This window comes from Cognatundibacterium aquatile, from assembly GCF_014699135.1.
GTDB lineage: Bacteria > Pseudomonadota > Gammaproteobacteria > Burkholderiales > Burkholderiaceae_D > Undibacterium > Undibacterium aquatile.
The window spans coordinates 160,156-173,932 of record NZ_JACOFT010000005.1 but is presented as its reverse complement, the minus strand read 5'-3'; the positions used below and the strand labels follow the sequence as shown (position 1 = coordinate 173,932).

General features: G+C 52.0%; 13 protein-coding genes. 4 read left to right on the top strand and 9 right to left on the bottom strand.

Annotated features, from left to right (window positions below; all coding sequences use genetic code 11):
• Positions 1 to 28: 28 nt before the first annotated feature.
• The 3 genes from H8K26_RS14070 to H8K26_RS14060 form a co-directional block, all read right to left on the bottom strand.
• Positions 29 to 1,183, bottom strand: coding sequence for an alpha-D-ribose 1-methylphosphonate 5-triphosphate diphosphatase (locus H8K26_RS14070; RefSeq protein WP_190480390.1), 1,155 nt, complete (start codon positions 1,181 to 1,183; stop codon positions 29 to 31).
• A 165-nt stretch (positions 1,184 to 1,348) separates the two neighbouring features.
• Complete coding sequence (locus tag H8K26_RS14065; RefSeq protein ID WP_190480388.1) at positions 1,349 to 1,759, bottom strand: VOC family protein; 411 nt, start codon at positions 1,757 to 1,759, stop codon at positions 1,349 to 1,351.
• A 25-nt stretch (positions 1,760 to 1,784) separates the two neighbouring features.
• On the bottom strand, positions 1,785 to 2,180 hold the full coding sequence (locus tag H8K26_RS14060; protein WP_190480386.1) for a VOC family protein: 396 nt from the start codon (positions 2,178 to 2,180) through the stop codon (positions 1,785 to 1,787).
• Positions 2,181 to 2,401: 221 nt separating this feature from the next.
• Here H8K26_RS14060 and H8K26_RS14055 point away from each other — a divergent pair, with 221 nt between their 5' ends.
• Both H8K26_RS14055 and H8K26_RS14050 read left to right on the top strand, forming a co-directional pair.
• The gene (locus H8K26_RS14055) at positions 2,402 to 3,166 is read left to right on the top strand and encodes a DUF1045 domain-containing protein (RefSeq protein WP_190480384.1); all 765 of its coding nucleotides are present in this window, start codon (positions 2,402 to 2,404) and stop codon (positions 3,164 to 3,166) included.
• Positions 3,163 to 3,909 (top strand): alpha/beta fold hydrolase, encoded by a 747-nt coding sequence (locus H8K26_RS14050; protein WP_190480382.1) that lies wholly within the window; start codon positions 3,163 to 3,165, stop codon positions 3,907 to 3,909. The genes H8K26_RS14055 and H8K26_RS14050 overlap by 4 nt, the downstream gene beginning before the upstream one ends.
• Positions 3,910 to 4,110: 201 nt before the next feature.
• Here H8K26_RS14050 and H8K26_RS14045 read toward each other — a convergent pair whose 3' ends face one another.
• Complete coding sequence (locus H8K26_RS14045) at positions 4,111 to 6,510, bottom strand: TonB-dependent receptor plug domain-containing protein (protein ID WP_190480380.1); 2,400 nt, start codon at positions 6,508 to 6,510, stop codon at positions 4,111 to 4,113.
• 536 nt (positions 6,511 to 7,046) lie between these two features.
• Between H8K26_RS14045 and H8K26_RS14040 the strand changes: the two genes are divergently transcribed.
• Positions 7,047 to 7,259 carry a cold-shock protein gene (locus H8K26_RS14040; protein WP_186884413.1) on the top strand — a complete coding sequence of 71 codons (213 nt, stop codon included), beginning with the start codon at positions 7,047 to 7,049 and terminating at the stop codon, positions 7,257 to 7,259.
• Positions 7,260 to 7,898: 639 nt separating this feature from the next.
• On the opposite strand, the gene H8K26_RS14035 is transcribed toward H8K26_RS14040, so the two are convergent.
• From H8K26_RS14035 to H8K26_RS14015, 5 genes are all read right to left on the bottom strand, one after another.
• Positions 7,899 to 8,228 carry a c-type cytochrome gene (locus tag H8K26_RS14035; protein WP_190480378.1) on the bottom strand — a complete coding sequence of 110 codons (330 nt, stop codon included), beginning with the start codon at positions 8,226 to 8,228 and terminating at the stop codon, positions 7,899 to 7,901.
• 15 nt (positions 8,229 to 8,243) lie between these two features.
• Positions 8,244 to 9,173, bottom strand: a complete 930-nt coding sequence (locus H8K26_RS14030; protein ID WP_190480376.1) for an alpha/beta fold hydrolase — start codon at positions 9,171 to 9,173, stop codon at positions 8,244 to 8,246.
• A gap of 131 nt (positions 9,174 to 9,304) precedes the next feature.
• Positions 9,305 to 10,066: a head GIN domain-containing protein gene (locus H8K26_RS14025; protein WP_190480374.1), complete on the bottom strand. Its 762-nt coding sequence runs from the start codon at positions 10,064 to 10,066 to the stop codon at positions 9,305 to 9,307.
• A 225-nt stretch (positions 10,067 to 10,291) separates the two neighbouring features.
• Positions 10,292 to 10,510: a DUF4124 domain-containing protein gene (locus H8K26_RS14020; protein WP_190480372.1), complete on the bottom strand. Its 219-nt coding sequence runs from the start codon at positions 10,508 to 10,510 to the stop codon at positions 10,292 to 10,294.
• A 291-nt stretch (positions 10,511 to 10,801) separates the two neighbouring features.
• On the bottom strand, positions 10,802 to 12,097 hold the full coding sequence (locus H8K26_RS14015) for an acetyl-CoA hydrolase/transferase family protein (protein WP_190480624.1): 1,296 nt from the start codon (positions 12,095 to 12,097) through the stop codon (positions 10,802 to 10,804).
• A 221-nt stretch (positions 12,098 to 12,318) separates the two neighbouring features.
• Here H8K26_RS14015 and H8K26_RS14010 point away from each other — a divergent pair, with 221 nt between their 5' ends.
• The gene (locus H8K26_RS14010; protein WP_190480370.1) at positions 12,319 to 13,692 is read left to right on the top strand and encodes a M20/M25/M40 family metallo-hydrolase; all 1,374 of its coding nucleotides are present in this window, start codon (positions 12,319 to 12,321) and stop codon (positions 13,690 to 13,692) included.
• The last annotated feature ends 85 nt before the right edge of the window (positions 13,693 to 13,777 follow it).

The following is a 13,777-nucleotide window of genomic DNA, read 5'->3' as shown; positions in this document are numbered from 1 at the left end:
CTGGCTAGCTTTTCCAGAACTTAGCCCATCACGCAATCTGCAGACCTTGTTTCCAGACGCCCATCACAACAGGAATCCCTTCAATGATGCGGACGCGGATAAAATCGGCACGCAGGCCGTGGGCGATCTGACCGCGATCCTGCAAACCTATCTGCCGCGCGGGTTGCAGGCTGACGGTGGACACGGCTTTCGGCAAAGAGTAACCATCTTCCTGCAATAAAAAAGCGGCGTGCAGCAAGCTGGTCGGAACATAATCCGACGAAAAAATATCGAGCAAATCATGGCGCGCTAATTCACTCGCAGAGACGTTGCCGGAATGTGAGCCGCCACGCACCCGGTTCGGTGCGCCCATGACGATGGATAAACCGTGCTGATGCGCAAACTGTGCTGCTGCCAGCGTGGTTGGAAATTCAGAAATCGTCACGCCATCGCGCACGCCTTCAAGCACGTGATTATGGGTGGTGTCGTCATGGGTCGCCAGTGGAATACCATGCGCCTGTGTACGGCATAGTTTGACGATCTGCGCGCGGTTCTGTTCTGCATACTGCTGCTGACGATCACTCAGCACTTCCAGCATCTGATCGACTTTTTGATGCGTCCAGCCGCGCTTGCCAGTGACGTAGACGCGGTAATGTTCAAGGTCTGTCCATTGTCGTTGTCCCGGCGTGTGATCCATCAGCGACACCAGCCGCAAGCGCTCGTCATTTAAAAATGGCGTAAATAATTCCAGCAAACGCGCCTCTGCCAACTCCAGCCGCAGATGCAGAAAATGATCGGTGCGCAGCACCCCCGCCTGCCTGGCACCGGCCAGCCCTTGTACGCAGGCCTGCATCATTTGTGTACGCACGCTGTCGGGGTCGATATCGCCGATGGCAATCGCGTCCAGCACCGTGGTGATACCGGAACAGGCGATCTGCGCGTCATGCGCGATGATGGCGGGCAGCACCGGCCAACTCACTTTCGGGCGCGGCATCAGATGCTTTTCTAAATTATCGGTATGTAATTCCACCAGACCCGGTAACAGATAATCGCCATGCCAGTCAGTACCGGTCAGCGTCGCCGCGCCTGAATTAACATCATCAATATGCCCGTGACTAACGGCGATACCGCCAGTCAGCACCTGATCCGCTGTGACGACGCGTGCGTTGCGGATAGAGAACGCTGTATGCGAAGCAAAATTCATGAAGTAATACATCCTTGAAAAGCGGTGAACAAGCCGAAAAGAACCTGAGAAAAAAATTACCGGTCGTACCTGTGACTTTTTACTGCTGCGATCCGGTATTGTTGAACAGGAATAGAATTTACGCAAAACTTTCCGGCGTGATGAAGATCTGATCTCAGCAATGCACTACAAAGACCATGCGCGATTTTGTAACACCACCCGGTACCCATCGGCATCTTCAAACGTTTTACCGGCCACATCCCAAAAAGGATTAGCGGAGCGCACCGGCAAAAATCCCGCCTGTTGCATGTTCTCGCAGGCTCGCCGCCATTCTGCCTCGTCGGGAAGATAAAAAACCAGCAAATGATCCTGGCTCGGTGCCTTACATGCATACGAGTCGACATGCGAACCGGCATGCTGAGTAAATTCCAGATGATAGTTGTGCTGCGGATGTCCGATGATCGCACCGTCTATGCCATCGTGATCTGCAAATTGGCTCAGCAAAACAAACCCCAGCCCGTCGATATACATTCTGGTGATCACGCTGAGATGATCGGTGGGTCGAGCCACCCGCATCACCGTTTTTTCTGAAATCATGCTTTTCCTTTACTTCACGTGTGATTCACACCGGTGCATGGCACACGGCTTCGACGTTATTCCCATCAGGATCTATCGTGAAAGCACCGTAGTAATTTTCATGATAATGCGGGCGCAGGCCAGGTTGTCCATTGTCTTTGCCGCCATGCGTCATCGCCTGCGCATAGAATTGATCGACAGCGTCGCGGGACGCAGCACTGAAAGCGACATGCCGTGGTGTCGATTTTTCTTTGGTTTCGATAATCCAGAACGTCGGCTTTCCATTCACACCAAACGCGCACATCCGCTGGGTAGGAAAATCGGCATTCCACTCAGCGACAAATTCCATTTGCACGGTATATCCCAATGGCGCAAAAGCCGCTTCATAAAATAATTTTGTGGCCGGATAATCTGTCGCATAAGTGCTGAGGTGATCTATCATGAGTTCTCCCGGTTTTCAGATGGAATAAGAATGATGAATGACAACGCATTCGCCGCATACTATGTCATATCAGACACAAAATATTCTTCTGAAAATGCGCTTACTTTGGTTTCCTGTATTGAGGAACGGCGGCTACATGAGCAATCACGATGTCGCCACAACGTTACGCCATGCGGGATAGCGAACAAAATGAACATGAAAAAATCTGAGAAAAACGACTGATGAACGAAACCAGCAATACTCCTGCTCCGGAAGTACGTTATGCGCTGTATTTTGCGCCGGAGCAAAACAGCCCCTGGTGGCAGGCTGGCTGCCATTGGCTGGGACGTGATCCGGCATCGGCAACCGCTCTGCCGCAACCGGCATTAAGCAACGTGACTGCCGCAGAATTTCACCAACTGACCAGCGACGCCCGTCGTTACGGTTTTCATGCGACGCTGAAAGCACCGTTCAGGCTCGCTGAAGGCTGCACACCCGCGCAACTCGATGCTGCCCTGCGCGCATTTTGCCAACAACAGCACAGCCTGACGATTCCGGCTCCGCGAGTCGAATGGATGGGGAATTTTCTGGCGCTGCGTCCGCATGGTGACGTCAGCGCGATCAATCGGTTAGCAATGGATTGCGTCAGCACCTTCGACAGCTTCCGCGCACCGCTGAGTGCCACCGACATCGCGCGCCGCCAGCGGCATCCACTCAGCGACCGGCAAATGCAGCTCTTGCAGCGCTGGGGTTATCCGTACACAGAAGAAGAGTTCCGTTTTCATATGACGTTGACCGATGCATTGCATGAGCCAGTTCAGGCAGAGGCGATCTGTCAGGCAGCGCAAAACTTCTTTACGATCGATGCGCCTTTGCAGTTGAACGGCCTCGCGCTGTTCACAGAAAGCGCACCGGGCACGCCGTTTCAACTGGCGCAGCGTTATGCATTCGGTGCGGCAAACGACAGCACCACAGCCACAGTGAATGAAATGAAATCGCAGTCATGACAGCCTCAGAAATGAATATCGCGCGCAGCTCAGAAAGCGCCGCTACAACACAACGCCATATCGTGCTGATTCCCGGCTTCATGTGCGATGCCAGCCTGTGGCAAGATGTACTGGGCGGCTTGCAGCAACTCGGCACGGTCTCGTTTGCGGATCTGAATCAGGGCACCGATATCGATGCGATGGCAGACCGCATCATTGCCAGCCTGCCGCAAAGCTGTGTGCTGATCGGTTTTTCTCTCGGTGGTTATGTCGCCCGCCGCATCGCCGCGAAAGCGCCGCAACGCGTCAGTCAGCTGGTGTTACTGAATACCTCGGCACGCGCCACCAGCGTCGAAGAAATCGCCCGCAATCAGCAGCAAATCAAGATGCTGAAAGTATTTCCATACAAAGGGCAGACCGTCACTGCGCTCAAGCGCGCACTGCATCCGGCACGCAGCGACAACAAGGGCTTGCTGCAACATCTGCAGGCGATGTCGCTGACGCTCGGGGCAGATATTTTCATGCAGCAGTTAAGCATCATCCGGCAAGACGGGCACGCCGATTGCGCGCAGATTTTTTGTCCGGTGCTGGTCGTCGCCAGCCGCGAAGATCAGATGCGCCGTTTGCAGGAAGCCGAAGATATCGTCGCCGCGCTGCCGGATCCGACTTTCCGCATCATCGACGATTGCGGCCACATGTCGCCACTCGAACAGCCGCAGATACTGCTGGAATATCTGCGCGATTTTTTGTCGCAGACAAACTGAACGCAGGCTAAAAATATGCTGAAAACAGGCGCAAAAACGGCATTTTTGGCTTAAAAATACTGGGGGGAGTATATTTTAAAGCCCAGCATTAACGCTGAGAATAATGCCAAATCGCCATATACTCCCCCTAAATGTATAAAAATGCAGAAAAAAAGCCGGAAATTTTCCCGGCTTTTTTCGTACTTGCTGCTGACCTGAAAATTACCAGGCGTAAGCTGCCTTCGCATAGAAATAACGACCATTGAAACCATACGGCGAGAAGGTGCTGTAAGGCAAAGTGCCGCCGGTATTCAGGTTCCCGGTTGATGTCACCTGATCCGGATATTTGTCGCCCAGATTGTCGATGCCACCGGTCAGCGTCCACTTGCCGATGCGATAGCTGGCAGAAATATCGACCACCACATTCGCACCATAAGTCTGATCCAGCGTTGCATTATTTTGCGGCGAAACGAAGCTGCCGTAACGGGTTGCCTGCGCACGCGCCGTCCATTGATTGAGCGCGTAATCAGCGCTCAGTGTCAGCTTGTCTTTCGGTGCAGAATCAGTCGCGCGCAACAGCGATTGCCGATCAATCAGCAACAGATTATTTTGCGCCAGCACCGCCGGATTCGCCGCCACATGGCTGACGGTAGTTTTGTTGTGGTTGTAACCCAGCGTCAGCCCGAGTTTATCGCTGCCAGTCAGGCTCAGCTGATAAGTGCCGACGATATCCACGCCGCGTGTTTGTGAATCCAGCGCATTCGTGAAATAACGCGCGGCGCCGACCAGCACGCCCTGTTTCGCCAGCACGCTTTGCAAGGCCGCTGGCAACACCAGATTACCGGAATACAAAATGCGGTTATCAATATCGATCTGATACGCATCGACGCTCAGCGAGACATTTTTATTCGGCTGCAACACCGCACCCAGACTATAGTTGCGCGATTTTTCAGCTTCCAGCGGTTTCGCACCCAACGCTTTTGCCGCCGCAGTAGCAACGCCAAAGGTGCCGGTATCGACCAGTTGCGAGGTGCCGTTAATGGTGATCAGATTGGTGGTCGAGATCGTGTAATTTTGCTGCGCTAACGATGGTGCGCGGAAGCCATTGGACGCCGCACCACGCAACGCAAATTCCGGTGTCACAGCAAAACGGCCCGATAATTTACCGGAAGTGACGCTGCCAAAATCGCTGTAATTTTCATGCCGCACCGCGACTGAGGCGCTGAGTTGTTTTGTCAGCTCGGCTTCAACGTTCGCATACACCGATGTGCTGTGACGGTTAAAGCTGCCTGCATTCGATGGCTGGAAGCCGGAGAAACCCTGCGCACCGCTGCCGAAATACGAGTTTGGCTCACCGGCGCTGATCTCATATTGATCACGCCGGTATTCGGCACCGACCGCCAATGTCAGCGGGTTCGCCAGACCGGCAAATTCAAATTCTTTGGCCGCATCAAAGTTCGCCAGTGTCTGCGAATTTTTTAATTTACCAGCATAAAAACTGGTCGGGCTGGCAGCACCTAAACTGAGGTTGACGCTGTTATTCACATCGAGGCTGAATTCATTCGAACCGTAATTGGCACTCGCATCCCAGCGCCAGCCATCGGCCCGCCCTTTGATCCCGACCACGGTGGAAACATCGGTATTTCTTGCCGCTTCATTCGGCAAAAAGCCTTGTGGATACAGCGGTGTGCGCAAAGTCGTGCCGCTGGTGTAAGCCGTGCGCCAGGTTGCGGCCGCATCGGAATCACGCTGGCTGACATTCGCAAACGCATACAGTTCAAGATCATTATTCAGCGGCAAAGACCCATTCAGTCCCAAATTGGTTTGCTGAACTTTCGGGTCACCTTGTTTCTGCGTGACCTTGCCATACAAAGGCTCGGCCGGATTACGCAAATCAGCACCCGCGCGGTTGGTCTCGCCCTGATATTTTTGTTCTGCGGTAAAACGCACCCAGCCTTTGTCGCCCAGTTGGCTACCAAAGTTGGCGCTCAGCGCACCTTGCGTGCCGTCACCCTTGCTGTATTGACCGCCTCCTGCTTGTAACTCGCCGCCCGCCGCACCTTTTTTGAGAATGATGTTGATCACGCCGGCAATCGCATCAGAACCATATTGCGCCGCTGCACCATCGCGCAGAACTTCGACTTTTTCAATCGCAGAAATAGGAATGGTATTCAGATCAGCCGGTGAAGATCCGCGCCCTGCCGTGCCGTTGACGTTGACAATCGCCGTCGTGTGCCAGCGCTTGCCATTCACCAGCACCAGCGTCTGATCGGGTGACAAGCCGCGCAATTGTGCCGGACGACTCGCAGAAGTGCCGTCAGCAACAGCCGGACGCGGGAAATTCAAGGAAGGCAGCAAGCGGCTTAAGGCAGTACCTAATTCACCGGTGCCGCTGGCCTGCAAATCTTTACTGGTCAGAATATCGATAGGTGCTTCGGAATCAGAGACAGTGCGCTTGATGCTGCGCGTGCCGGTGACAATCACAGTATCAGCTGCAGCGATCTCGGCTTGTTGCGCATACACAGCCGAAGCCGGAGCCACCAGACTGCTGAATAAAGCGCCGATCAGCAGACTGATGGAACGGCGGGGAACGGGAATAGAAAAAGTTTGATACGCACGCATGAATAAACCTCTTTGTAATTGGCAAAACGGACGCCTGATAACGAACGCCTGATAACGCAGTCAGAAAATGACTGCAGCGATGGAGATTCATGCTACGTGCTGAGGGCTGGCTGCCCAACGACCTTTTTTCACTTAGAAAAGATGAAAAAGATATATGGAATATAAAAAACACCACGGAAAAATCATATGAATCACCAACAATGAAAAATATTTTCAATTAATTTTCGTAATAAAAACAAGCACTTAAACACCTGATGCGGAGCCTGTTTTTGTCTATGAAAAGCTGGCATTTTTTTGTGGTGGAAGAATGCTCTTTTGTGTGATCAATACCAGATCGGATTAAAAATAAAGTTTGGTGTTTGTTGTTTTCCCGTGTATATTCCGTTCCGTACTTGCATCAAGTCCTTATATTGTTGGTCCCAATTCCGCATAGCTGTATCCTCTGGCTGTTCTGTTTTTTCTCCTCCGGTTTTATTTCTTGGTTTCAAGTGCCTCCAAGGCAATTTCGCCTATGTTTCACGTAAAGGAATAAAAACATGAGTACTCAAACAGGTATCGTAAAATGGTTCAACGACGCTAAGGGCTTCGGCTTCATCGCTCCTGATGCAGGTGGTGCAGATTTGTTCGCCCACTTTCAGGACATTCAATCGAGCGGCTTCAAAAGTCTGAGCGAAAATCAGCGCGTTTCTTTTGAACGCACGACAGGCCCTAAAGGCGACAAAGCAGGCAATATCCAGATTCTGGCTTAAAGTCTCCCGGCATATTCCGGCAGGCGATGCTTGCCAGAACAGCGCCAACCGTTTTTGCTGTGATGAAAAATTTGTTCTGCAATACCGGCCAGTGACACCATGCAGATAGCATGGGTTGCTGATGAACAAAGTCTGACCGTTACAGCAAGCCTTCGCATACCAGTACGCTGCTCTCACGCAGTGCACTCTGGCGGCAATCAATTCTCACCGGCTGGTGGCACCATACAGATAGTATGGGTTATCGGAAAATGGCGTAGTTGATCAGTGAGTTTCACTGGAAAGCATCTGCTTTTTGCTATGCAATCGTCCATCTCTTTTTTACTGATGCGTGTGCATCATGAAAAAATGCGTTGGTCGATCTTGCGAAGGTACGCATTCGTTTTGCCCTCTGAGGTTGCCAGTATTGACTGACAACGCAGAAAAAAGTGACTCACCACGACAAGCACCGCGCAGATAGCACGGGCATTGTTACAGTCAGTGGCACCACGCAGATAGCATGGGTTGCTGACGAGTCACTGCAATGAATGGATCGCCCACCGTATGGTGGGCTTTTTGTTGTCTGCCGCTTTTGTTTTGGCCGATCAGAACGAGCGCAGATGTAAGGTTTGTGCAGATTGCACTGAATTATTTCTTAGCAGCTTATTTCTTACCGGCGACTTCTGCCAGATAGCGCGCCACCAGTTTGATTTCTGCATCAGTCAATCCGGTAATCACCGGCATTTCACCTATGCCGTTACGCACCGCTTTTTCCACCCGCGCCGCATCCGGCTTCAGCTCGTCCAAGTCGGGGCCGCCTTCTGCATACGAATCCGCATGTTTCAGGCTATGGCACATCGCACATTTCGGCTCGGCTTTCTGATTGAAGATTTTCTTGCCTTCGGCCATCACATCTTCGGCCCCTGCAATACCGGTGCCAAGCAAACTCAGCGCGACAAGACCGTAAGAAATACACAGACGAAAAGCGGACATGACGGGTTCCTCAGATTACTGCAAAAATATGCGGACCGCAGCGACGGTGACTACGGGATTTTCTTCCTGCGGAACATGGCCGAGTTCATCAAACATAATCAGCTTGCTGTTAGCAATATCTTGCTGAAACCACTCTGCGTTTTCCGGCGGTATCAACTGATCTTTGCCACCCCAGAGTATCAGGGTCGGTACACGTATCGTTTTGATTAGTTCAGCATGATCGCCGATGGCGAGCTGGCTGATACGCTGGCGCAGGGCGGGACGATTTCCTTCGCGCAGCATCATCGCTTCATAGCGATCAACTAAGGCTGGCGTGACTTTTTCCGGGCGGGCATAAACATTCTTGACGCTGGATTCAACCATAGAGCGCGGCAGGCAGTGATCCATCACCCACGACATCATAGGCATGCGCGCAATCTGAAAACCAACTGGTATCGATTTTGGTGTGAACGCATAACCTGCTGCATCCACCAGGATCAGTTTGTCTACCCGCGCCGGTGCAGCAGCAGCGACTTCCCAGGCGATTTCGCCACCAAGAGAGTTACCGCCCAACACGACTTTAGACAGATGCAAGCTATCCATCAGATCCAGAATGAAACGCACGTAAGCCGTCGTGCTGTAATCATTTTCCTGATTCGGCCCGGTCAGACCAAAACCGGGTAAATCCATGGTGATCACGCGGCGTTCTGCCTTCAAGGCTTTCACCCACGGTTCCCAGGTATGCAGGCTGGATGAGGTGCCATGGATCAGCATCACCGGAACGGGATCGTCCGCCAGGCCTTCGTCGCGCACATGCACCTGCAAACCGTGAACATCAATAAATTTTGAAGGTGCAGGTGCCCATTTTTGTTTCAGGTCATCGACAGATTTGTCAGGTGCCCAGGCGATCGCTAAACCCAGAAACAAAGCACCTGCTAACAAGATAAAGAGACTCAGGACAGCCATAGAAACGCGTTGACGGACACTCATTGATGACAGAAAAAAAACAATTCAGTAAGAGAGCGAGATTATAGGATGCATCGCCTTTTTCCTGTGCAGTTTCTTACCGGAAGAATGACATTGCCCGACAGCGGTGATTAGTGCGGTGCGCTGCCCAGTCGAATCAGACGACCGGAGCCGCCTATGGTTTTGGTAACGGCGGGATCACCGTAATATTCGATTTCGCCGGAGCCGCCGACAGTCACATCCAGCTTATTATGAACCCAGGTGCGGACATGGCCGGAACCGCCGATACGGATACGCACATCGTTGGCCTCCAGCGTATCCATCAGCAACGAGCCGGAGCCGCCGATTTTCCCGCTGATTTCCGTTGAAGTTCCGGCGGCACTGAAGCTGCCGCTGCCGCTGATATCGATTTCCAGTATCTCGGTACGCAAATCCTGTATCCGCACATCGCCGGAACCACTGACCGCAATATGCAGACCGGGAATGTGTAATTTTTCTGCATTTACCTTACCCCAGCCGCTGATTTTCAGCTCCGCCAGATTTTTCAGAAACACCGTAATCTTCAGCGCTTTACTGTCAGGGTAAACATTTTTCTGCTGCGGCCGTATTTGTAACGCGCCGCTTTCCACCACGACTTCAACCAGGCTCTGTAAATTATCATCGGTCTCGATCTCGACACTTTCTTTTTCTCCCTGACGCAATTCGAGATACGCCGGAAGATCGAGCGCAATTTCGTTAAATCCGCTGGCCACTCTGACTTGTTTCTGGATATTGCCGGAACCAGCCACTGTTTTACCTTTGCGGAAAATATCCAGCCAACCGGCACTCGCAGGTAGCGTCGTCGCCAGCAACAAACCAGCAATAACAGTGCGACGTAAAGATGAGGTTTTCATAGATGGGCTCCGGCAAGACGATCTGGACAAAGAGCGTCAGTGTAGCCGCAAGTGACAGCAGCGAAAAGCGGATTCTGGATCAAAGATCATTCATCGTTCGCCCGTGCCGGGACGAGATTGCGTCATTCCCGAGACAACAAATTTGCAGGATGCTGATTTGATTTAATCAGCATCATCAAACTTTTTCATGAATATGCGACTAGCACACCGCATAGCAAGATCAGTTTACTTTCTTGCGTCCGGCGGGGCTACGGCTGCTTCACCATTCTTTTTCTTTTCGGACGAGGCAACGGATTTCACCTGCACTACTTTGCCTTTACCTTTGCATGGGCTGTCCGACCAGACGACGCGGCCATCGACCTCACATTTGAACACCGGCGTCTGCGCCGCGCTGATCATAGGAAGAGCCAGAGACAACACCAGCACACTCAGTAATTTATTCATTCTCGTTACCTGATTAATTAATCGATTGCAGGATGCGCGCATCACTGTGACTGACGCAGGCTGGCAAGCCAGTCGAACGTCTCTATTGTTAAAATTTAAGCAATTATAAGCTATGCTTTCTGTTCCTTTGCTCAAATCACGATAAATCATGGCAATCGGAGCAGTTTTTTTATCGCGCATCGCTTAAAAGAAAACCCCGCATAAAATAAGGCCTGCAAGGCATTTTCATGCCAGCAGGCGCATCGAATCAGGGGCGTTTACTCAGGCAAAGGCTGGCGACAATCATCGCGCTTACAGCAGATGCAAGCGCCTGGCCTCCTGCGTTAATTCCGCGCGGAAATCCGGGTGAGCAATCGCGATCATTTCCTGCGCACGTTGCTTCGCCGATTTACCGCGTAACTGGGCGACGCCGAATTCGGTGACAACGTAGTTAATATCGTTTTTGCCAGTCGTGACATGGGTGCCCGGAGTCAGCATCGGCACGATACGGGTAATGCTGTCGTCTTTCGCCGTTGCCGGTAAGACGATGAACGCCTTACCATCGCGGGAACGATTCGCCGCCCGCACAAAATCGACCTGCCCGCCAGTGCCCGAATACGGTACTGGCCCCAGACTTTCCGATCCGCACTGTCCCAGCAAGTCAATTTGCAAGGTCGCATTAATCGCGATCAGCTTGTCATTTTTGGCCGCCAGATACGGATCATTGGTAAAGTCCACCGGATGCATTTCCAGTGCCGGATTGCGGTGGATGAACTGATACAATTTTTTTGAACCAAGCACAAAAGTGGCAATCATTTTTCCCGGCATGAACGTCTTTTTGCGATTAGTGACGGCACCACTTTCCACCAGTGTCAGTATGCCGTCACCGATCATTTCTGTATGAATGCCAAGATCGTGCTTGTTGGTAAGTTGCATCACCACCGCATCTGGAATACCACCGTAACCGATCTGCAAGGTCGAACCATCATCAATCATATCGGCAACGTATTTGCCGATAGCCTCCTGCACAGGGCCGATTACCGGCAGACCGACCTCGGTGACGGCTTGATTGCTTTCAACCAGCGCTGCCACCTGAGAAATATGGATGTGGCAGGAACCATTCGCAAACGGCACATTGGGATTTACTTCCAGCACCACCGCACGCGCTTTGGCGATCGCCGCCATCGTGTAATCGGCTGCCAGACTCAGCGAAAAATAGCCATGCTCATCCATAGGAGAAGCCAGCGTGAACACCACATCGGAAGGGATCATGCCGCGCTCTATCAACATCGGCATTTCTGAAAAATAGCTGGGAATAAAATCGATGTCGCCTGCTTGCCCGCCAGCGCGGGAAGCCGCACCAAAAAAGAAAGAAACGTGACGGACATGCTCTGCCGTCGAAGGATCAAAATAGTCGAATTTTCTGATTGGTAAAATCTGCGCCACCTTCACATCGTGAAAGCGCCGGCGTTGTGCCGATAAGGCGGACAATAAAGCGGGCGGCTCACCAACGCCTGTTGGTACGACGATGAAATCGCCATCCTTAACTTGGTTGATGGCATCTTCCGGGGAAAGATGTTTTTGACGATACAATTCCTGTACAGACATCATGTTGTAGCACTCTCTTTGGTGTTAATTAGTAGTCAGTCTCCTGCGAAAGTCTATGTTAGCGTTAAAGCATGTTGCAGCGCAGTCATGCAGACGACATTTGCACCAGATTTGTGCTGGCGCAAAAAATATGTCGTCTCTGCTTGCCAGTGTGGTTTCGCGTAATATCTGCTCAACACCATCCACGTATTTTTTCTCTTATTTTTTTGGGAATATGCACCATGCCACAATCGCCGTTGACTCATTCCGTGCTGCTCAGTATCACATTACTGGCCTGCGCACTACCAGCGTCGGCCCAGATCGACGAACCAAACATCAATGAAAAAAAAACGCAAATAACAAAGATAGTGCAACAGATCTCGGCGCAACGGATTGACAGTTACGTCCGCAAACTGGTCAGCTTTCATACCCGTCATACCATGTCAGAGACACAGTCAGATACTGTCGGCATCGGCGCGGCAAGACGCTGGATCAAAGCAGAACTTGAACGCTGCAGTGCCGGTCAGCTTGACGTGCAATTCGACAGCTATGTCGAAGCAGGTGGACGCCGTATCAGCAAACCGACCGAGATTGTGAATGTGGTCGCGACCCTGAAGGGGAAAACAGACCCCGGCCGTTATTACGTCGTCAGCGGACACTACGATTCGCGTGCCACTGATGTAATGGATGCCACGTCGTTTGCCCCGGGCGCAAATGATGATGCGTCAGGCACTGCTGCTGTCATGGAGATGGCCTGTGTGATGGCACAACATCGCTTTGATGCGAGCATCGTTTTTATGGCGGTCGCTGCGGAAGAGCAAGGGCTGTACGGCGCAACACACTGGGCGAAACAAGCTAGAGAAAAAAATCTGAATATCGCTGGCATGTTCACGAATGACATTATCGGCAGCTCGCGCTCGGAACACGGCGAGATCGATAACAAGTCAGTGCGCCTGTTTGCAGAAGGGATACCCGCCGTCAAAGAATTACCGGACGCGACCCGCAATCTGATTGCCACGGGTGGTGAGAGCGATTCTATTTCCCGCCAGCTGGCGCGCCACGTCAAAGAAACCGGTGAACGCTATGTGCCTGGCTTCACTGTGAATATTATTCATCGGCGTGATCGCTATCTGCGTGGTGGCGATCATATCCCTTTCCTCGAACAGGGTTACGCCGCGCTGCGCTTTACTGAACCAAATGAAGATTTCCATCATCAGCATCAGAATGTCCGTATAGAAAACGGCGTGCAGCTGGGTGACTTACCGGAATTTGTCGATACCGATTACACCGCAAATGTAGCCCGCGTTAACGCGGCTGCACTGGCCAGCTTGGCGCTCGCACCTGCGGCACCGGCACAGGTGCAGATGAATACCTCACAACTTGAAAATGACACCAGCATGCGCTGGAATGCCAATACTGAAGCCGATCTTGCGGGCTACCGCATTGTCTGGCGAGATACGACCAGCAGCGTCTGGCAAGGCAGTGTGATGGTGGGCAATGTCCTCTCCTATACCGTCAAAGGGAAATCCAAAGACAATTATTTCTTTGGCGTACAGGCAGTCGATAAAGACGGCAATATCAGCGTCGCCAGCTACCCTATGCCAGAAAAAAAATGAGCAGAGAAACAGCCATTTCACGCTGATGCCAACGAGGATGCAGAAATATCGGCATAATCAGCATTCTTTTTTACCCCTGAGGATT